20 protein-coding genes and 1 pseudogene are annotated in these 17,917 nt (G+C 58.1%); 13 read left to right on the top strand and 8 right to left on the bottom strand.

Translation table 11 applies throughout. From position 1 onward, the window contains the following. Positions 1 to 219: pseudogene (locus tag AC1XOS_RS08705) on the bottom strand (hypothetical protein); the annotation flags it as partial. Between the two features lie 52 nt (positions 220 to 271). Between AC1XOS_RS08705 and AC1XOS_RS08710 the strand changes: the two are divergent. Next, complete coding sequence (locus AC1XOS_RS08710; protein WP_481961826.1) at positions 272 to 1,474, top strand: pyridoxal phosphate-dependent aminotransferase; 1,203 nt, start codon at positions 272 to 274, stop codon at positions 1,472 to 1,474. Here the strand turns inward: AC1XOS_RS08710 and AC1XOS_RS08715 are convergent. Next, the gene (locus AC1XOS_RS08715; RefSeq protein ID WP_481961827.1) at positions 1,439 to 2,629 is read right to left on the bottom strand and encodes a hypothetical protein; all 1,191 of its coding nucleotides are present in this window, start codon (positions 2,627 to 2,629) and stop codon (positions 1,439 to 1,441) included. The genes AC1XOS_RS08710 and AC1XOS_RS08715 overlap by 36 nt on opposite strands. Positions 2,630 to 2,670: 41 nt before the next feature. Here AC1XOS_RS08715 and AC1XOS_RS08720 point away from each other — a divergent pair, with 41 nt between their 5' ends. The 12 genes from AC1XOS_RS08720 to AC1XOS_RS08775 all read left to right on the top strand — a co-directional run bounded on the left by AC1XOS_RS08720 (position 2,671) and on the right by AC1XOS_RS08775 (position 11,168). Further along, positions 2,671 to 3,549 carry a ribokinase gene (locus tag AC1XOS_RS08720; protein ID WP_481961828.1) on the top strand — a complete coding sequence of 293 codons (879 nt, stop codon included), beginning with the start codon at positions 2,671 to 2,673 and terminating at the stop codon, positions 3,547 to 3,549. Positions 3,550 to 3,558: 9 nt separating this feature from the next. After that, a complete protein-coding gene (locus AC1XOS_RS08725) occupies positions 3,559 to 4,743 on the top strand; it encodes a GAF domain-containing sensor histidine kinase (protein ID WP_481961829.1) in 1,185 nt (394 codons plus the stop codon). Then, positions 4,736 to 5,410 carry a response regulator gene (locus AC1XOS_RS08730; RefSeq protein WP_481961830.1) on the top strand — a complete coding sequence of 225 codons (675 nt, stop codon included), beginning with the start codon at positions 4,736 to 4,738 and terminating at the stop codon, positions 5,408 to 5,410. The genes AC1XOS_RS08725 and AC1XOS_RS08730 overlap by 8 nt, the downstream gene beginning before the upstream one ends. A gap of 54 nt (positions 5,411 to 5,464) precedes the next feature. After that, positions 5,465 to 5,701: a hypothetical protein gene (locus AC1XOS_RS08735; protein WP_481961831.1), complete on the top strand. Its 237-nt coding sequence runs from the start codon at positions 5,465 to 5,467 to the stop codon at positions 5,699 to 5,701. A 38-nt stretch (positions 5,702 to 5,739) separates the two neighbouring features. Continuing rightward, a complete protein-coding gene (locus tag AC1XOS_RS08740) occupies positions 5,740 to 6,195 on the top strand; it encodes a universal stress protein (RefSeq protein WP_481961832.1) in 456 nt (151 codons plus the stop codon). 68 nt (positions 6,196 to 6,263) lie between these two features. Then, positions 6,264 to 7,028 (top strand): hypothetical protein, encoded by a 765-nt coding sequence (locus AC1XOS_RS08745; protein ID WP_481961833.1) that lies wholly within the window; start codon positions 6,264 to 6,266, stop codon positions 7,026 to 7,028. Between the two features lie 10 nt (positions 7,029 to 7,038). Next, positions 7,039 to 7,737, top strand: a complete 699-nt coding sequence (locus AC1XOS_RS08750; RefSeq protein ID WP_481961834.1) for a hypothetical protein — start codon at positions 7,039 to 7,041, stop codon at positions 7,735 to 7,737. Between the two features lie 5 nt (positions 7,738 to 7,742). Next, a complete protein-coding gene (locus tag AC1XOS_RS08755) occupies positions 7,743 to 9,113 on the top strand; it encodes a UDP-N-acetylmuramate--L-alanine ligase (RefSeq protein ID WP_481961835.1) in 1,371 nt (456 codons plus the stop codon). Further along, a complete protein-coding gene (gene ygfZ / locus AC1XOS_RS08760; RefSeq protein ID WP_481961836.1) occupies positions 9,110 to 9,895 on the top strand; it encodes a CAF17-like 4Fe-4S cluster assembly/insertion protein YgfZ in 786 nt (261 codons plus the stop codon). Before AC1XOS_RS08755 ends, ygfZ begins: the two co-directional genes overlap by 4 nt. Beyond that, positions 9,892 to 10,377 carry a hypothetical protein gene (locus AC1XOS_RS08765; RefSeq protein ID WP_481961837.1) on the top strand — a complete coding sequence of 162 codons (486 nt, stop codon included), beginning with the start codon at positions 9,892 to 9,894 and terminating at the stop codon, positions 10,375 to 10,377. The genes ygfZ and AC1XOS_RS08765 overlap by 4 nt, the downstream gene beginning before the upstream one ends. A 12-nt stretch (positions 10,378 to 10,389) precedes the next feature. Beyond that, positions 10,390 to 10,794 (top strand): VOC family protein, encoded by a 405-nt coding sequence (locus AC1XOS_RS08770; RefSeq protein WP_481961838.1) that lies wholly within the window; start codon positions 10,390 to 10,392, stop codon positions 10,792 to 10,794. A 38-nt stretch (positions 10,795 to 10,832) separates the two neighbouring features. Next, a complete protein-coding gene (locus AC1XOS_RS08775; RefSeq protein ID WP_481961839.1) occupies positions 10,833 to 11,168 on the top strand; it encodes a hypothetical protein in 336 nt (111 codons plus the stop codon). 63 nt (positions 11,169 to 11,231) lie between these two features. Here the strand turns inward: AC1XOS_RS08775 and AC1XOS_RS08780 are convergent, their stop codons facing one another. The 6 genes from AC1XOS_RS08780 to AC1XOS_RS08805 all read right to left on the bottom strand — a co-directional run. Then, positions 11,232 to 11,453 carry a hypothetical protein gene (locus tag AC1XOS_RS08780; RefSeq protein ID WP_481961840.1) on the bottom strand — a complete coding sequence of 74 codons (222 nt, stop codon included), beginning with the start codon at positions 11,451 to 11,453 and terminating at the stop codon, positions 11,232 to 11,234. A 12-nt stretch (positions 11,454 to 11,465) separates the two neighbouring features. Beyond that, entirely contained in the window at positions 11,466 to 13,532 is a 2,067-nt protein-coding gene (locus tag AC1XOS_RS08785; protein ID WP_481961841.1) for a YfhO family protein, read from the bottom strand. A 201-nt stretch (positions 13,533 to 13,733) separates the two neighbouring features. Further along, complete coding sequence (locus AC1XOS_RS08790) at positions 13,734 to 13,928, bottom strand: hypothetical protein (protein ID WP_481961842.1); 195 nt, start codon at positions 13,926 to 13,928, stop codon at positions 13,734 to 13,736. Positions 13,929 to 14,030: 102 nt separating this feature from the next. Continuing rightward, positions 14,031 to 14,756, bottom strand: coding sequence for a VIT1/CCC1 transporter family protein (locus AC1XOS_RS08795; protein WP_481961843.1), 726 nt, complete (start codon positions 14,754 to 14,756; stop codon positions 14,031 to 14,033). Positions 14,757 to 14,761: 5 nt separating this feature from the next. Beyond that, the gene (locus AC1XOS_RS08800) at positions 14,762 to 16,918 is read right to left on the bottom strand and encodes a c-type cytochrome (RefSeq protein WP_481961844.1); all 2,157 of its coding nucleotides are present in this window, start codon (positions 16,916 to 16,918) and stop codon (positions 14,762 to 14,764) included. Continuing rightward, on the bottom strand, positions 16,915 to 17,917 hold a 1,003-nt coding region (locus tag AC1XOS_RS08805; RefSeq protein WP_481961845.1), incomplete at its 5' end, for a WD40 repeat domain-containing protein. The genes AC1XOS_RS08800 and AC1XOS_RS08805, both read right to left, overlap by 4 nt.

A 17,917-nucleotide genomic window follows, 5' to 3' on the forward strand; every position in this document is an offset into this window, starting at 1 on the left:
CAAGAGTCCTTGGTTGCGTAAGACTTCGTCGGTTTGGTTTTCGGTCAGCCCCAGCACTCGCCGCGCCTGCTGAGGCTCATTGGTGCAGAGCGTGGTAAGTGTATCCAGAAGCTGCTGGCGTGGCGCGGCAAGCTCGGGGAAGAGTAGGCTTGCGAGCTCTAACGGCTTGCCTTTACTTGGTGTCGTCTTACCCTCTGAGGGCGGAAGCAGGATGCGCATGGTCTGGGTCGTATTCTACCCCGCACGGTGAACCGGGGTAAAATAGGCCACCATGCCCATTCGTACGTCGCAAAAAGCCGCACAGTTTCAGGAGTCCGTGATCCGGGAGATGACCCGCCTTTTTCTGGCCCATGGTGGCCCCGGCGGCGTCAATCTCGCACAAGGTTTTCCAGACTTTCCAGCACCCGAGGCGATGAAAGAGGCGGCGTGCGCAGCGATTCAGAGCGACATCAATCAGTACGCGATTACCTGGGGCGCGAAGTCGCTACGAGAAGCGATTGCGGTAAAAACGGAGCGACACTATGGAGTTCGCCCTGATCCAGAGCGGGAGATCACGGTAGCCTGTGGCGCAACCGAGGCGATGATGGCAGCGCTACTGGCCCTCACCGATCCCGGCGACGAAGTGATTGTCTTTGAGCCGTTCTATGAAAACTACGGCCCGGATGCCGTGCTCTCGGGCGCAACGCCAAGATTCGTGCGACTCCATGCCCCGACGTGGCGGCTCGATCCTGAGGAGCTGGCGGCGGCGTTTAATGAGAAAACAAGAGCGATTATCGTCAACACGCCCCACAACCCCACGGGGAAAGTTTTCACAGCCGAGGAGCTGGGCTGGATTGCGGCGCTCTGCCAGACGTGGGACGTTGTTGCGATCACCGATGAGATCTACGAGCACCTAGTCTACGACGGCGCGCACCGCCGCCTCGCGGATCTTGAGGGAATGGCGGAGCGCACGGTGACGATCACCGGCCTCTCTAAGACCTACAGTGCGACAGGCTGGAGAATCGGCTGGCTCATCGCCCCCCCAGAAGCGACCGTAGCGATCCGGCGTGTCCATGATTTTCTGACGGTAGGAGCTGCCGCACCGCTTCAGGAGGGCGCGGCCGTGGCGCTGGGCTTCCCGGACTCCTACTACGCGGAGCTGACGGCAAAGTACAAAGAGAAGCGGGATCGCTTTCTGCAAGTCGTGCGCGACGTCGGCCTTATCGCGGAGACACCGCCCGGAGCCTACTACATTCTCGCCGACGCGTCGCGCTGGTTAGAAGCGTTCGGCCTCCCCGATGACCAAGCACTGGCGCAGTGGCTGGTGCGTGAGCGGGGCCTGGCGATAGTGCCCGGCAGTAGCTTCTTTAAAAACCGTGCCGACGGTGCCCGGCTCATTCGCTTCTGCTACTGCAAAAAGCCCGAGACTCTGGAGCGTGCGACGGCACTCCTACACAGCCTACGGCCAGGCGAGGATCGGGAAGGCCGCTCCTAGCGTCTCGCCATCACCAGATACCACTTGGCTCCCCTCGGGACGGCGCAAGAGGCGTAGTCGAGTGCCGTCGGTGATGAAATCGGCCTTAAAGCTCTCGCTGGTAAAGCGATAGCGGTGCAAGCCCTCGGCAGGGTCGGCAACGCGCTCAATCGTGAGCTCATCGGGGAGGCCATCATGCATCAGCAAAAGAACCGCCTCATGCGACTCGCCCACCGACGTGAATCTCTTCTCCCACGCCGCCGTGGCAAAGAGCTGGGGTGGAAAGAGCACAATGTCGTCAGGGTCAGGCAAGACCGTCCGGGAGATTTGAGGGGTGTCCATGCTCCAGTTCAAGCTCCCCGACTCGACCAGTCCGACAAAGGGTTTGCCGGGAAACTCGTTCTCGATGCGAAGTGGCTTGCCCGTCAGATCCGTGATGACACTTCCCGGGATCGCCTTATCGTCCACCAGCACTTTTACCTGGTAGCCTCCCTCGGATGGCTCCGCACGAAGGGTGTAGCCGGGCAGGCGGTAGGTCATGACCAGTCCACCACTCGGCGCTTCCGCCAAAAGTGTCTGTGCCCGCAAGTCCGCACTCACAAAGGGTGGGCTCGCATTGATTAGCTCCCCCGACGGCCCCAGATGGATCGTGCTGCGCTCGACTTTCTGGTTCAGCCCCAGGGTCACCTTGGCCTGGTAGCGCTTGGCGACTACCCGCTTGCCCCCCACCTGCATCGGAATCGTGCCATCCGATGTCAGCTCCACCAAGTCCAGTGCGGGCCGCTCGCTGGTGTAGCCAAGCTGCCAGAACCGCAGCGGCTTGCCGGCCACCTCGAGCTCCGCGATCCGCTTGCCCAGAAAGAGCCGCAGGTCGTGGAAGGTGAGTAGCGGCGCGTCTAGTGGAATCACGCCCCCCAGTGGCTTCTGGAGCTTCCAGCCCCCTCGGATGGGCAAGGCTTCCCAGCGCGAGAGCTTTCCCACGACGGTCGCTGTGGCACCACTGACGGCATAGGGACGAAACGTGGAGATGGTATCGTCGGACTCGACACGCACCGGCCCGTCGGGGCTTGCCGAGAGCGTGAGCTTCGCAGCGGTCTTCGTGCCATCCATGAAGGCAATTTTATAAGAAATAGGCTCAGTGAGGATCAGCAGGAGGCATAAGAAAGGTGCCAGCATAAACCTATTCTACCCGACGATGCACCAGGTAGAATACCTCCATGATGCATCCTAAGATCGTCGTCGTGGGTAGCTCCAACACGGACCTCGTTGTCGCCGTCCCCAAAATCCCCGCGCCTGGCCAGACGATCTTGGGGGGGGCGCTTCAGACCGTCGCGGGCGGCAAGGGGGCAAATCAAGCCGTGGCCGCAGCGCGTCTGGGAGGCGATGTTTGCTTTATCGCCCGTGTCGGCGACGATGCCTACGGGACGGCGGCGAGGGCGAGCTTCGAGCGTGAGGGGCTGGACACACACTTTGTCTTCACCACGCCCGGTGTTGCCTCGGGCGTAGCGCTCATCGCCGTAGATCAAATCACGGGAGAGAATAGCATAGTGGTCGCCCCAGGGGCCAACGCTTGCCTCCGTGCTGCCGATATCGCCGCCGCCAGCGCCGCGTTTGACGAAGCGAAACTTATCGTTCTCTCGCTAGAAATCCCCGATGAGGCGGTCTTTGCCGCAGTGGAAGCAGGCTTTTCGCGCGGGATTCCCGTGCTGCTCAACCCGGCCCCGGCGCGGGCTCTGCCTCGGGAGATTTTAGTGAAGCTAGCGATTCTCACGCCCAACCAGAGCGAGTGCGCGCTACTTGGAGGAAGCGCGGCGCTTCTGGCCGGGGGAGTCAAGACCCTCATCACCACGCTCGGGGCCGGGGGAGCGCAGCTTGAGCAGCTCGGCACGTCTCCGCAGAGCTTCCCCGCTCCCTCGGTGATTCCCGTGGACACGGTTGCGGCAGGCGACTGCTTCACCGGCGCTCTGGCGGTCGAGCTGGCCCGTGGAGAGCCGCTGGATCGTGCAATTGTCTTTGCTTGCGCCGCTGCTGCCGTAAAAGTGACGCGGGCGGGGGCGCAGCCGGGCTTGCCCTATCGCGATGAGGTGACGGTATAATAGCCTTTAGTGCAAGACAACGACCTTAAAACGAGCGACGATGCACGGCTACGTGGTGTCTCGGATCACATTCATTCCGAGATGCTCGCCAGTCTGACGGGTGAAGAGGCACTTCAGCAGTTTGCAGAGTCTGCACGAAAGCTCATTGGGGCGCGTTACTGTGCCATCGGCATCGCCCGTGCGGATGGGGAGGAGCTAGAGGAGTTCCTCACCGCAGGGCTAACCCACGAGCAAGAAGCCACGATCGGAGCCAAGCCACATGGGGGTGGCATTCTGGGCCTCTTGCTCCAGCGCACCACACCACTTCGGCTGGAGACACTCGGGACACATCCGTCAGCAGTCGGAATACCACCACACCACCCGCCGATGGATAGCTTTCTCGGAGTTCCCATCCGCTACCAGCAGACCATTCTCGGAAGTATCTACTTGACAGAGAAGCCTGGTGGGTTCACAGAAGGCGATGAGCAGACCATTCTGGCCCTCTCGATGCACCTGGCTGTCGCCATCCGAAACTGGCAGCTCCTCAAGCGCCAGCGCTCTCTGGTTGCAGGTCTCATCACGGCACAAGAAGAAGAGCGCCGCGCCGTCGCCTACGATCTGCACGATGGCCTTACGCAGTATGTCATGGCCGCCCACATGCACCTCTCCGCCTTCCAGTGCGTGCACAACCACGACGATGAGGATCTCTTGTTGGGCCTTCAGTACCTCAAAGATGCGGTAATCGAGTCGCGGCGGCTTATCAATGGGCTACGCTCACTCGCGCTGGATGATATGGGGCTGGCAGGCGCCCTGGCACAGCTCGTTCAAGAGGAAAAGCAGCGGGCCGGGTGGACCGACGCGGACTTTTTGCACGATGTCGAGGGGGAGCGCTTCAGCGTGCCCCTGGTGACGGCGGTCTATCGGGTCGCCCAAGAAGCCCTCACCAATGCCCGCAAGCATGCCGTCGCGCAACGCATCCAGGTAACCCTGCTTCGCGAGAGCGATCACGTCTTAATCTTGAGCATTAGCGACGATGGAATGGGGTTTGATCCTAAGGGGATTCAAGCCGATGACAAGCATATCGGGCTACACGGCATGACCGAGCGTGTGCGCCTGCTAGAGGGAACGCTGCTGATTGAGAGCGCCCCTGGCACCGGCACCCAGCTGACGGCCAGCTTCCCTGCACCCTATCATGAGGAGTTGTTAAGTGAGTAGTAACTACACGGTCTTGTTGGTAGACGACCACGCGATTGTCCGAGGCGGCGTCAAGGCCATGCTACGCGGCACGGAGTTCGACGTTATCGGGGAAGCGTCTTCGGGTGCGGAGGGAATTAGGGTTGCGGAAGAAAAGAAACCCGATCTAGTCCTTTTGGATATCCGGATGGCGGGTGGCGATGGCTTCAGCGCCCTCGTGGCAATCAAGGCCGCACTCCCCAAAACGGTCGTTCTGATGCTCTCCACCTACGACAACCCCACGTACATGGCCCGTGCCGTCGCGGGAGGGGCCGCCGGTTACTTGCTCAAGGGAATCGAGCACGAGGCACTGCGAGACGCGATGCGTGCGGTTCTTCGGGGGGAGCAGCTTCTCTCTACCCAGGATCTCATCCGTTCTCTGCGGGTGGTCGGAGAGGCTGCACAAGCCGCCGACCTGATCGAGCCGCTGACCAAGCGGGAAGAGGAAGTCCTCAAGCTCATGGCAACGGGCCTGACCAACCGCGAGATGGGTGGGGTGCTCTTCATCAGCGAGGGCACGGTCAAGACCCACGTGGAACATATTATCGGCAAGCTCGGAGTCTCGGATCGGGTTCAAGCAGCCGTCTGGGCCGCGCGCCAGGGACTTATCAGCGAGGCGGATCTCCCCAAGCTCTCCACGCATCATTAATAAATACGCCGTTTGGCGGACGATTTTATCTGACGGCTCACCTATGATGTTCCCATGAGTCGGTCTACGAATGGGCGCCGCCTGCATTGTGATGGGCCAGGCTGTGATGCCTCGGTTCCCGCTCCTGTGTTGCTCCGTACCTCGCTTGCTACAGAGCCTGCTCCCTCCCGCTGGCTCTTCGTGCAGGAGAGCGCTCTCTGGAAACACTACTGCCCCCTGTGTGCACGCCGCATTGTCGCCGCTCGCCGAATCCGCCAAATCGCAGATTCACCACGGGCCAATACCCCCTAAAATCAGAGCATCAGATAACCGTTTGGAGATTTATTAAAATGAGACTAGAACCCCTCTTTCGAATTGCCTACACCAAAGTACTTGTGCCCGTGGACTGCACGCCGCTCTCGCAGCGCACTCTACTAGAAGCGGCGCGTCTTATGGTGCCTCTCACCGGTGCCCAGATGACCCTGCTCGCGACGGTTCCCCATACCGAGGGAACGAGCCCTGAGATGGACACGATCCGACAGGCTCGCTGGAGACACGCAGAGCAGGCGCTGGATCAGTCCCGAAAGTTTCTGCGTGACTACGGCTACTACGTCCGCACCCGTATCCAAGTCGCCGATGATGCCGCGCAGGCCCTCATTATCGAGGCACAAGAAAACCACTACGATCTGATTGTGATTGGGAGCCACTTCAACCACACCGACGAGCCCTGCGCTCCGTCTGAGGCGGACAAGCTCCTCGCCGCGCTGCCGATGCCGGTCATTGTGGTAGATAGCCGCGTGAAATAGCGCAGCCGTTGACTTCGCGCTATACTAGGGTTGTTCGGTTACTCCGTCTATTCAGAGAGGACAGCCCCATGTATTCCGGTCAAGATCAACAGCCCCCCCAGTACACTCCCCCCGCGCAACGAGTGCGCTTCGAGGACATTGGAGTCGCCTTTCAGCTTCTGCAGAAACAGCTCGGAGCCTGGGTTGGCGCAGGAGCCATAGCAACCTTCAGTATTGCCGCAGTCGTCATCCCATTCTATGTGATGCTGATTGCGGGCCTGATGCGTCAGGGTGAGAGGATCAATCCCGCCACACTGATCGGCCCTGGCATTCTCATGTTCGTCGGGCTTATTGCACTTTCCACCATCATAACGAGCGGAATGTACCAGATGGCTCTAAAACAGCTACGCGGTCAGACACTTAGCTTGGGGGACATGTTTGCCAATATCAACAAAGCTGGCCCCGTCTTGGGACTTCTCCTCCTCCTTGGGCTTGTTGGCGGACTCGTCGGTGGAGTCTTAGGAGCAATTCTATCCCCTATCCTTGGCCCCTTCACGAGCATCGTGACATCGCTGCCTAGCTATATTGCCGGTGCGCTTTCTTCCCTCTCGGTTCTTCTCGTGCTTGATCAGAATATGAGCCCCGTTGATGCCATTAAAGAGAGCTGGACAAAGCTGAAATCAGAGATCTGGATCGCGCTTGCGTTTATCTTGGTCGCCAGTATGGCAAGTAGCATTGGTAGTCTTGCGTGTGGAATCGGGATGATCTTCACACTCCCTCTGTACTACCTTTGTATGGCACTGATGTACCGCAACTTCTACCCAGAGCGCTTTGAAAGTGGTGGAGGCCAGTAAGCTCATGTCTATGAGTCCTCCGCCGCCCTCGGCGCACCTTCACAAAGGGCTGATTATCAATGCCGGGGCGCTCTACCGAAAGCATCTCGGGCTCTGGCTAGCGGCATCGGCGATCTGCTGTGGTCTCCAAGTGGGGATCTGGTTCTTGCTCCTGCGCGTCGTGAAGTCTCCCGAGCACGACAGCCCGCTGAAGCTCTATCTGATCATGATTCTCTTCTGGGTTCTGGTGGCGGGAGTCAGTCGCGCCTTTCAAACGGGTCTGACGCGCCTTGCGCTAGATCAGCTCTCCGGGGAGCCTGTGCGCCTGAAGCGACTGCTGGCACCGGCGGCGGGGTTCTGGATCACGCTGGCGACATCCGTGGTGGCAGCGCTAGGCGTGCAGCTTGGCTTCACCATGTACACGATTCCGGGCCTGATTCTAGAGGGAATGTTTTTATTGGTTTGTCCGATCCTCGCTGATAGAAAGCTCTCCGTCACCGAGACCATTCGCCTGAGCATCCAGACCCTCCAGCCCGAGCTTCTTCAGGCGACACTCTTTGGGATGTGCCTGAGCCTGCTTAGTGGCGCGGCGGGTGCGGTGATGGGGACAGTCGCCTGGCCCCTTGCACTCGTGGGGGTGATCTTTTTCTACCCCTTAGTGCCACAAGTCCAAGCGCTTCTCTACCGGAGCTACTTTGCCTACAGCAGTTTTGAGTACCGGGTACAATAGTGCCCGTGGACGAGACAACAGCTAGGCGGTATCACTACACAGCGGTCGCAGGGAGCGGAATGAGTGCGCTTGCACAGTTCCAGGCCATGACCGCTGCGAAAGTCAGCGGGAGCGACCGTGCGCTAGACAAAGGAGAGCAAGCGGCCACACGAGCGGCGCTGGAAAAACAAGGGATCGTGATCTACCCCCAAGATGGCAGTGGCGTTGGCCCCGACTGTCAGAGCGTCATCGTCTCCACCGCCGTCGAGGCCACCGTCGCGGACTATGTCGCGGCCAAAGCGCAAGACATTCCCATCGTTCATCGAGCGGAGATGCTCACCCGGCTCGCGGCGCAGTACCGAACCATTGCCGTGGGAGGCACAAGCGGCAAGTCTACCGTGGTCGCCATGATCTTCGAGATTCTCCAAGGTGTGGGACGGCAGCCCTCGGTGATTACAGGCGGTAATCTCGTCTGCCTGGAGAAGCAAGGGCTGATCGGCAATGCTTGGTTCGGCGGCTCGGACTTACTCGTGATTGAGGCGGATGAGAGTGATGGCTCGATTGTTCAGTACGCCCCACACATCGGCATTGTGCTCAATCTGTCTAAAGACCATAAAGAGGTAGACGAAGTCGCGGAGCTTTTTGCTCGCTTTCGTGCCCAGACCACCGGTGCATTTATCGTGGGCGAGGCTGAGAACCTTACGCATCTCAAAGACAAGAGCACGGTTTTCGGTTTTGGTGACGGCGCAAAAATACGCGGCGAGGATCTATCGCTGACCTCTATAGGAAGCGCTTTTCGCGTGGGTACTACCCGCTTTACCCTACCCGTTCCAGGCAAGCACAATATTGACAATGCCCTCGCCGCGATTGCCGTTTGCCAGGCGCTTGGGGTCGCCTTGGACGAGATGGTCACGCCTCTAGCCCTCTTCCAAGGGGTTGCCCGGCGCTTCCAGAGCTTGGGCGTGGTGGATGAGATCGAAGTCATTGACGACTTCGCGCACAATCCCGTGAAAGTCCAAGCCGCTATCGAGACCGCGCACCTGCGTGGGAGCCGGGTTCTGGCAATCTACCAGCCGCACGGCTTCACCCCGACTCGGTTTCTACGTCCCGATTTTGTGGAGTCGTTTTCCACCGCGCTCCGCCCCGACGATAGACTCTGGCTCCTGGAAATTTTCTACGCGGGTGGCACGGCGCAACGAGATTTTTCCGCCGCCGAGATCGTCACTGATATCGTGGCAAAGGGCAAAAACGCCGAGTTTGCCGAAACCCGCGCGGTGCTCCAAAAGCGCCTACTTGAAGAAGCGCACCCCGGCGATCTGATTCTGATCATGGGAGCACGCGACCCCTCGCTGACGGAGTTTGGCCGCGAGCTAGTTCACTCACTGGAGGCCCGATGAGCTTGCCCCCGACATTCTATGTTCCCTTAGAGCGGGACATTCTTCGCCTCACGGGTAGGGATCGCCAAGGCTTTTTGCAAGGCATGGTCACCAACGACATCGCCTCGCTCACACCAGGCGAGGGCTGTTATGCCTTTCATCTCACGAGCAAAGGGCAGATCATCGCCGACCTGCTGGTGCTCTGCCTCGAAGATTCTTTACTCCTGAGCACCGAGCCAGGCTGGGGGGTGGCGCTGGCGGAGTCTCTGGAGCATCACTTGGTTATGGAGCGGGTCAAGATTTCCTCTAGTGCAGCGACCACCTACTTCGTCTATGGCACCAAACCCGACGAGCCTTGCGTTTTCAACGGACTCGGCTGGCTCATCTACGATGCCCCTCCGCCAGGCTTGGTCGGCTACGAGGAAGCGACCTACGAGGGCCTGCGGATCGAAGCGGGGATTCCACGAGGCCGTATAGACTTCGACGAAAAGACGCTGGCACCCGAGACAGGGCAGGCCAGCCGCGCGATTCACTACAAAAAAGGCTGCTACGTAGGCCAAGAAGTCGTCGCTCGCATTGATGCACGCGGCCATACCAACCGGACTTTGGTGCGTCTCACTCTCACAGAGCTCGTCGCCCCCAAAACTCCGATTTTCAGGGACGATAAAGAAGTCGGCTGGGTAACCTCCTGTGCTCTTGGTCCCACGCTCGGCCAGCCTGTGGCACTCGGCTATCTTCGCAATGAGTTCGCGGCAATAGATACATCCCTTCAAGTTGGCTCAGCCAGCGGGGTCGTCCATTGAATAGAAAACTTCTCAGTGGCGGTATCGCTGCTTTTGTGCTTGTCGTCGGAGCGATCTTCTGGGCACTCAATGCCTGGGAGTACCAACAGCTTGGCCCCACTTTAGTCCGGCGGCATCTCGTGCGTGGCGTGGTGGAAGTCTGGCGCAACAATCGCTGGGAGTCCTCGTTTATTGTTGCTCCACGTGCTCCGCTGCTCACACGTGAGGAGCTGAAGCGCATCTCCCTCTCAGACTTTCACTGGGGAGAGGCTGGCCTTTTGGCAATCACCGCAAAAGTGGCTCCCGGAAAACCACTTGAAGGTCGCCTTGCCTTTGTCGTTCAGTTTACAGAAACCTCGGATGGGAAAGTGATCCGTGACCGGAGCCTGCGCCAGACGATTTCCTGGCCAGGTGGCACAACCATAGCCTTTGTCCTCCCCACGGACTTGTTCAAACCCATCCGTAATCAAAAAACCCAGGTGACTCTGGAGCCCATAGAATAGGAATTTTTTAGTATGTCTACATCGCGCTTTAGCCAAGGTGGCTTCCATCACATTGCTCTACGTGCTCGAAATTTTGATAAATCACTGGCCTTCTACACCGAAGGCATGGGTTTTCCCATCGCGCACTCTTGGGGTGAGGGTGAAAAACGTATCGCCCTACTAGACCTAGGAGATGGAAACTACCTAGAGCTTTTTGCCTGCACAGAGGGCACCGAGATCATCGAAGGAAATCAATTCTTTCATGTTGCCCTACGCTCCACAGATGTAGATACCGATATTGAAAAAGTAAGAGAACTAGGTTGCACGATCACGATCGAGCCCAAAAGTGTAGATGTCAATGGGAAAACCATTCGGGTAGGCTTCTTTTTAGGGCCAGACAAAGAAACCTGGGAGTTCTTCCAAAATGACGAACTTTAAGGTATACTTTGATCACTAAATAAACTCTTCTAGCCGTGATGCAACAGAGACAAAAACCCAAAACATTCGATCTAGGATGGTTTCTCGTCCTAGTATTAGTCACAGCGCTTTTTGCCTGCTTAGTTGCCTCACAGGAGCTACGCTTCCAAATCGGAGGCAAGTGGTCTCTTCCCCTCGTTGGGACGGCTCTAGCCATCACAATCTACCTACAGCCACCCGTCCAGGTAGCCGTGCGCCGCTGGCGTGAAGACCAGCGTGACGAAGCGGAGAAACGCTGGTGGCGCGAACGGGAAGAGCGCGAGCGAGCGGCACACATTCGAACCGAGGCACTGCGCGAAGGCAAAATTAGGCGCGAGCGCAAAAAGAAAAAATAACCGTGAGCTGGCTAAAAACCAGCTCGCGGTTATTTTATAACACCTAATTTTTGTGGTGCCCCGCTAGCGATCCATGCGCTCACCTTCAAAAATGGCAAGGACAATCGGCCCCCAAAAGGCAAGTCCCCAACCCGCAAATGTCAGGAACTGCTGCTCGACAGGGTGCGCGGCCACAAAATCCTGGCGACCAATCGTGAAGAGAATCGCAATGCCCGTTAGGGTTCCTCCCCATGCCAGCAATGCACGGTGCTGCCATTTCAACTTTGTGAAGAAAAGCTCAATCATAATACTCTAACTTTACCTGAATTTTCGGCGTTTTGCCACTGAAACCACAAGGAAAATTAACAGCCCTGCTCCCGTTATCCCTGTGACAGAGCTCCCCTCGCGGAAGTAGGGAGCGTGATACGTGAGGCGAACTTTCTGAGTACCAGGGGGAACCAGTACCCCCATAAAGAGATAGTCGCTGATCATGACTGGTGTGAGCCGACGATCTATGGTTGCCTCCCAGCCTTTGTAATAGGCCTCATGTATTACCAAGAGACCAGAGGCGCCGTTCAGGGTTATCTCGATCGTGTTCGGATCGGGACGCGTCGTAGCAACCATCCTGGGATGGCTTGCGCTTTTTTGATCCACAGATCGCATGACGACAGCCGTGTCGCCGGGGAGCGTGCTTAGCTTCGTCAGCATCTTCGTGGGGCTTGCCTCGACAACCCAGTTTGTGGCTACAGATGCCAAGGGTAGCGCAGAGTCACGGCGATAGAGGGTCTGAGAGAGCCGAGGAAAGGGAAGCGGTAGCTCACTGATGACATAGCGCACTCCAAGTCGGTCGAGTAGACTCGCTTGGGTCAGTGGCCAGTCTTGGGGTGTTGTGGTCGGGCTGAGTGGGTCAATCTCAAGGGATGACTTTCCAAAAGCGGTTGCGAGATATTGAAATAGCTCCTTGCTGGTAAGAGAGTCGTAACCCACGGCATTATTGCGATGAGAAAAAACCCCTGCCTCAGGCCATAACTTTGACTTCTCCAGTGGGAGAAAGCGAAAATCTTTGGCATCCGAAGGCAGCATTGCATGAAATAACTCCATGGGCAGTGGAGAGATGGGCTGAGGCAAAGAGAGGTACTTCGCATTGCTGAGCCAGAGGTCTAAAAAGAGGACGATGGCAGGCAGATAGACCCGTCGGGGTGAGCGCAGAAACAAAAAAAGGAGAGCAGCTCCAGACCAGGCGACAAAGAGTGCCAATCCAAGACGCTGCCCAGCCAACATTCCCTCAAGCTTAGCAAGCTGGCGTTCGGGGTGATCTGGATAGCGGGCGTGAATCTGAGCCTGTCCCCACTCCATCAATCGTCCATGACCGACAACCACGGCGATGAGCACAACGAGCCCCAGTAGCAAAAGACCGACAAAGTAAGGGCGAAGCTTCTCAAGAGTGCTTTTGTCAGCGGCTAGCAGGGCACTAAGCCCTAGTCCTCCAAGCACAGGCACAGAGAACGAAAATAGAAACATCCAGCGCGTCGGGCGAGCAATCAAGCTCAGACCCGGTAGCTTCGATAAAAAGGGGTAAAGCGGATTGAACGCCCCCATTGCCAGCAGAATCCCCCCAAGCGCCAGTGCCCCAAAAAACCAAGTCCGCCGCCGTCGTGCCAGTAAGAGCGCTACAAGAGCAAATTGAAGTGTCAGAACACCCACATACCCCGGCATCTCCACACTTGGGCCTTTGAGAAGGGCGTTATGCGCCGCGGCACTACCTAAGAGATCGGGGACGACTAAAGTCGGCAGTGCTAGAGGAGGCACGGACTGCTCTTGGATAAAAGAGAGAGGTAGTGCCATACGAGATGTCCGCTCCAGTACCGTGAGTGCGGGGAAAAGCTGAATCGCAGAGGTACCAAGAGAGATCAGAACGACGATACCATAGCGCACTGCTAGGGCAACCGGTGCGAGACGAAGGCCAATTATCCAGCGTAGCGTGAAGACAACACCGACCATAAAGCTAATCTCGGGAAACCCCGCCAGCAAGTTAGCTCCATAGAGTGCTCCTAAGAGCACCGACCAGCGCCAGCCCTGCGGCTCTGAAAGTACCTTCTCGGTCACGAGCAAGAGCCAAGGCATGCCTATCGCGGCCTCAATCACAGGGAAGTGCCCAAAACCCACGCGGGTCGTGAAGAACGTCCCGAGCACAAAGGCGAGCCCGGAGAACAGCGCAGCGGGTTCGGAGCGCGTGTAATGGAGCAGCAGAAAGTACATCCCGACTGCCCCTAAGCAGAGGTTCGCCAGCATGCCCCACAGAAGTCCAAGACCTGCGGGTAGCCCCACTGTTAGCCAAAACCAAGGCGAGAAAAAGCCCGACTCTAGGCTGGCCAGAAACGGCATTCCCGCAAAACTATAGGGTTTCCAGTGTGGCAAAACACCCGAACGGAGACACTCCTGCGCAAAGACCCGCGAGGGGTAATAGAAAAGGGGGCCATCTTCGCCCAACCGCACCAGGCTCTCGTTGCCTGTCATCAATTTACTGTAAAAAAGAAGAACAAATCCGACTAACAAAAGCGGTGGTGCGGCAAACCTCATAGACTCCTACATCTTATAGTATTTTTCGTCTTCACTAATAGGCGGAATTTCAAAACCATGCTGCTCAGCCCACTCCACGGTCTCTTGCCAGCGATCTTGACGATGACCATCACTGGTCATGGCAGGCAAAAGATGGGGTGGCTCGGGCACGTCTTCATCGCCACGCTCTGTCCACTCACGATGGAGCTTTTCGTAGATCATAGACCACTTCCAGGGAAAAGGGCAAATAAATTGTTCATCCATGACAACACCTCTGACTGCATTGTAACAAAAGTAATCGGTCTGTGCGGGAGAATTTTTAAATCATCCAAAGGCTTTTGCGAGAAGATAGGCCACGGCCGCCGCAATCCCACCAATGCCAGCGGTTTCTAGAGCGCTCCGCCAGGAATTGCTTCCCGTGAATCGTCCTTTGACAAAGCCAAAAACAAAAAGAGCAAGCAGCGTGACGATGCAAGAAAGGCGAAATGCCTCAGCATGAGACTTCAAAAAGACATACGGAGCGAGAGGAATCAGCCCCCCGACAATATAGGAAACTCCAATCGTGACCGCACTTTGAAGGGCGCGCTTGGGATCGGGCTCTTCTAGGCCAAGCTCAAAGCGCATCATGAACTGGACATAGGCCTCCGGGTTTCGCTCCAGCCCGGCGATAATCGGGGCGATCTCTGTCTCAGTCAAGCCATACCCTTCAAAAACCTCACGAATCTCGGCGGCTTCAGCCTCAGGCTTATGGACGACCTCCCAGGCTTCCCGTTTCTTCTCACTCTGGTAGTGCTCTAGCTCACTTCGCGCGGCAAGATAGCCGCCAAGCCCCATCGCAATCGAGCCTGCTGCAATCTCGGCCAGCCCGGCGGTGACCACGATATTGGTTCCCAAAATCGCGCCCGAGAGACCGGCGGCAAGGGCAAAGGGAACCGTAAGCCCATCGGCCATCCCGATAACGACATCGCGGACGCTCTCCGACGACTGAAAGTGCGACTCATGGTGGTGGTCGTGGTGCGGCGGAGTGGTGTGATGAAGGTGGGTGTCCAAAAGAACTAGCGTCCGATCTTGATGCCACCCTCACGAGGTGCCGTTACAATAATTGGGGCGGTGCTGTCCGTGGGCGCGTCTGTGTTGCGACCTCCTGTGGCTCCGACAAAGACAAACTTTAGAGGAGGAAGCTTCGCATCACGTGTCCCTAGGTACTTGGAGTTATCTGATCCCCGAAGGGTAAAAACCGCTTCATCTTTGTTACCTGGAATGTAGATCGCAGTCTGGTTAATGGTAATGCCTGGCGGCAAGCCTAGCACCGTGATGACCACATCACTGCGGCCATTGGTGGGACGCACGACTTTCACGGTCACAGTTGCGGTCTTGCCAGGCCCCAGATCCAAGCTCTCGATTCCCTGTACGGAGAGGCCAAACGGTGGCTCCTCACGTGCAATGCCGATAAACGCGGCTCCACGATCAATGGGGCGCAAGTTGTTGTTCTGGGTTCGGTAGAGCTCTATCGGGCGAGCCTGCCGCTTAAGGGTATGGACATTGCCCTGACTATCGGAAAGCTCTGTGGTTCCCTCAATCGTGATCGTCCCCCCACCTAGCGCCGCCTGATCGTCGGCGGAGATCAGAATCAGCGCCTTATCGTCGTCAGGGGGAATCACCCCCACTTCGGCCTTCACTCCCGAAGGCAATCCCCTGAGCTTGAGGGTGATCGGGCCTTGAAGTGCCTCACGGCGGGTAGCACGCACGAGAAGTGCCGCGCGACGCCCCGGTGCGAGATTGGCTCCATCGGGCGTGACGGTGAGGGAAAAGTCCGGGATTCCGGCACCAATGGTCTCCCAGCAGTAGGTTCCCCCTGAGGCCAGTGAGTCCGTGACCTCGACTATATACTCAGCGGCCTTGGGAAAGCAGCCTGGCATCCGCAGCTCTTCGTCGCCATCCATCACGCGGGTCTGCACCACGGCATCTTTTTCGTCTTTTATGGTCACACGGGGACGTAGCGACGAGCCAAGGCGCTTGGTGTAGAGCTCTAGTCCCATCCCCGGTTTGAGTGCCAGCACTTTAAAGCGATCCACCTGGCGCTCCTGCGTGAGCCGACCGGAGAACATCGCGGGTAGTGTCACTGCCGTCGCCAGTCCCACTTCCACCGCCCCCCCACCATCGGGGAGATCGCGCACCAGCACCGGCGAGTCGCCCAGCGGGGTAGGCACCATTGTCACACCTGCTGCATCACGGTCCAGCTGCGCCTCGACCGAGAGACTGCCCATGCTCGCGGAGAAGCTCTTGCCCGGGCGGCCCACGAGATTCGAGAGTGTGAGATCGGCAGGCAGGTTCCCCATCGCCAGCCGGTAGATTGAGGCCGGATTACCTTTCCAGAGCAAGTCCCGAGTCACCAGTGTATACTCACCATCATCGGGGCAGACCCACTCTAGGATCGGGTCAATATCAATACGCCCCAGGCTTTTGGCCAGCTCTTTGCCCTTGGCATTGTAGAGATAGAGCACCGGATTAAAGAACATTGGGCACTGCTCATTGAGACGATAAGCTTTCAGGTTGAAGGTCAGAGCCTCACCTTTTTTGGCAGTAAACACAAACTTATCGCGCTGTGCGGACTGTGTGAGCGCACCATTGATCACGGTCGGTAGAGTCACATTCAGGGTCGTGTTCGGCAATGCCAGCAGCTCCGGAAGCCCCCCAATCTCAAACGAAAACGGTGTCGAGACCCCCTGCTCTGTCACCAATCGCACCTCGCGCACGCCGGGAGGGGCATCGGCAGCGACACTGATCTTAGCCGTCACCTGTCCGGCTCGGGCCCTTGCTTGAAGCCAGGTGACGATCTTATCGCGGTCGTCTTTTTTAATATCTGCCCCACGGGCCGTGATCATCCGATCCACGGTCGAGGCCCACTGCTCTGGCGACATCGTGCGGTTGTCGGGCGAGCGCGACTCATGACAGGTGACACACTTGGTGTTGAAGAGTGGACGAACCGTATCATCGGCCTGGGTACTGCCACCGACCAGCTCGGCTTTGACGCCAGGAGCGCCATTGACCACCACACGCTTGGCTCCGGCAAGTCCTCCCCCTCGAATCGCCACTTCCACACTCTGCCCCGCCTGCGCCCCCGCTGGGTAGAGCGCCGCAATACGTGGGTTCTGGGCAAAAGCGGCACTGACAAGTGTCAGTGCTAAGATCAGTCCGAGCATAGGCTTCATTGGGGCACTCCTGGTGCGCTGGGCGTTGCTGTCGGGGCGGGCGGCAGCTCGCGCACGAGCTTGTTTTGGATAATATCGTAGAGACGAACACGGCCATCAAGCGAGGCGGCGGCCAGAAGCTGGCTATTGGGGGAGATCGCAAGCCCCCAGATGTCACTCATTGACTCGGTGAACTCTTTTTCCATGCGATTTCGGCCTAAGTTCCAGACCTTAACTTTCTTATCTGCCCCACCCGAGGCAACCGTCTGGCCATTGGGGGCCACAGCGACAGCATAGACACCATCGGGGTGGGCTCCGCCAAAGGTCTGCCCCACAAACCCCGTGCGCGGATCTGGCTCTTTGGGATCGCGGGCCTTGCCATCGGAGCGCACGCCAAAGATGCGCAGTGCCCCATCGCCGCTTCCTACCAGAAAGCGCCCTGGTTGGGCAAGCGCGGCAACGCACCAAACCACGCTACCGCACTGATCAAAGTTCACCACGACCCGGCGCTTCTCCGCGTCCCAGACCTTGAACATCTTATCTGCCCCGCCCGTGGCAAAGAGCGCTCCCCCGTCTTGGGTCGTCGTGCGGCCTGGCACGGCCACACTCAGACACCGCCCGACATGCTCCGAGAGCGTCCCAATGTTCTGGCCCGTTACGGAGTCTGTCACACAAACTTTCTCGTCGTTGGCAGCAGAGAGGATCTGGCTTCCCAGAAACGCAACGGACTCGACGGTGTCGTAGTGCGGCTTGAGCGGCTTGAGCACCTGTCCGGTGGTAGTATTGAGGAGTAGGATCGCCCCACTTACCCCCGGAACACCCGTTCCTGCGGCGAGCACGGCTCCATCGGGAGAGAATGCCAGCGCACGAACCGCATCACTCGCAACCATCCAGTCGGAGAGCTTGTTGCCACTGGCGACTTCATAGACCACAACGCGGCGGTAGGTTCCGACGGCGAGCCGCACGCCATCGGGCGAGAAAGCCACCGCCCAGCACGGAGGGAGCTTGGTGGCAACGGCT

Source organism: Armatimonas sp., from assembly GCF_964826245.1.

Coding starts and splice junctions, on each gene's coding strand:
- AC1XOS_RS08790 (WP_481961842.1), bottom strand. CDS start 13,928: ATGATCTACGAAAAGCTCCATCGTGAGTGGACAGAGCGTGGCGATGAA.
- AC1XOS_RS08715 (WP_481961827.1), bottom strand. CDS start 2,629: ATGCTGGCACCTTTCTTATGCCTCCTGCTGATCCTCACTGAGCCTATT.
- AC1XOS_RS08770 (WP_481961838.1), top strand. CDS start 10,390: ATGTCTACATCGCGCTTTAGCCAAGGTGGCTTCCATCACATTGCTCTA.
- AC1XOS_RS08785 (WP_481961841.1), bottom strand. CDS start 13,532: ATGCCGTTTCTGGCCAGCCTAGAGTCGGGCTTTTTCTCGCCTTGGTTT.
- AC1XOS_RS08775 (WP_481961839.1), top strand. CDS start 10,833: ATGCAACAGAGACAAAAACCCAAAACATTCGATCTAGGATGGTTTCTC.
- AC1XOS_RS08735 (WP_481961831.1), top strand. CDS start 5,465: ATGAGTCGGTCTACGAATGGGCGCCGCCTGCATTGTGATGGGCCAGGC.
- ygfZ (WP_481961836.1), top strand. CDS start 9,110: ATGAGCTTGCCCCCGACATTCTATGTTCCCTTAGAGCGGGACATTCTT.
- AC1XOS_RS08780 (WP_481961840.1), bottom strand. CDS start 11,453: ATGATTGAGCTTTTCTTCACAAAGTTGAAATGGCAGCACCGTGCATTG.
- AC1XOS_RS08740 (WP_481961832.1), top strand. CDS start 5,740: ATGAGACTAGAACCCCTCTTTCGAATTGCCTACACCAAAGTACTTGTG.
- AC1XOS_RS08710 (WP_481961826.1), top strand. CDS start 272: ATGCCCATTCGTACGTCGCAAAAAGCCGCACAGTTTCAGGAGTCCGTG.
- AC1XOS_RS08750 (WP_481961834.1), top strand. CDS start 7,039: ATGAGTCCTCCGCCGCCCTCGGCGCACCTTCACAAAGGGCTGATTATC.
- AC1XOS_RS08800 (WP_481961844.1), bottom strand. CDS start 16,918: ATGAAGCCTATGCTCGGACTGATCTTAGCACTGACACTTGTCAGTGCC.
- AC1XOS_RS08745 (WP_481961833.1), top strand. CDS start 6,264: ATGTATTCCGGTCAAGATCAACAGCCCCCCCAGTACACTCCCCCCGCG.
- AC1XOS_RS08720 (WP_481961828.1), top strand. CDS start 2,671: ATGATGCATCCTAAGATCGTCGTCGTGGGTAGCTCCAACACGGACCTC.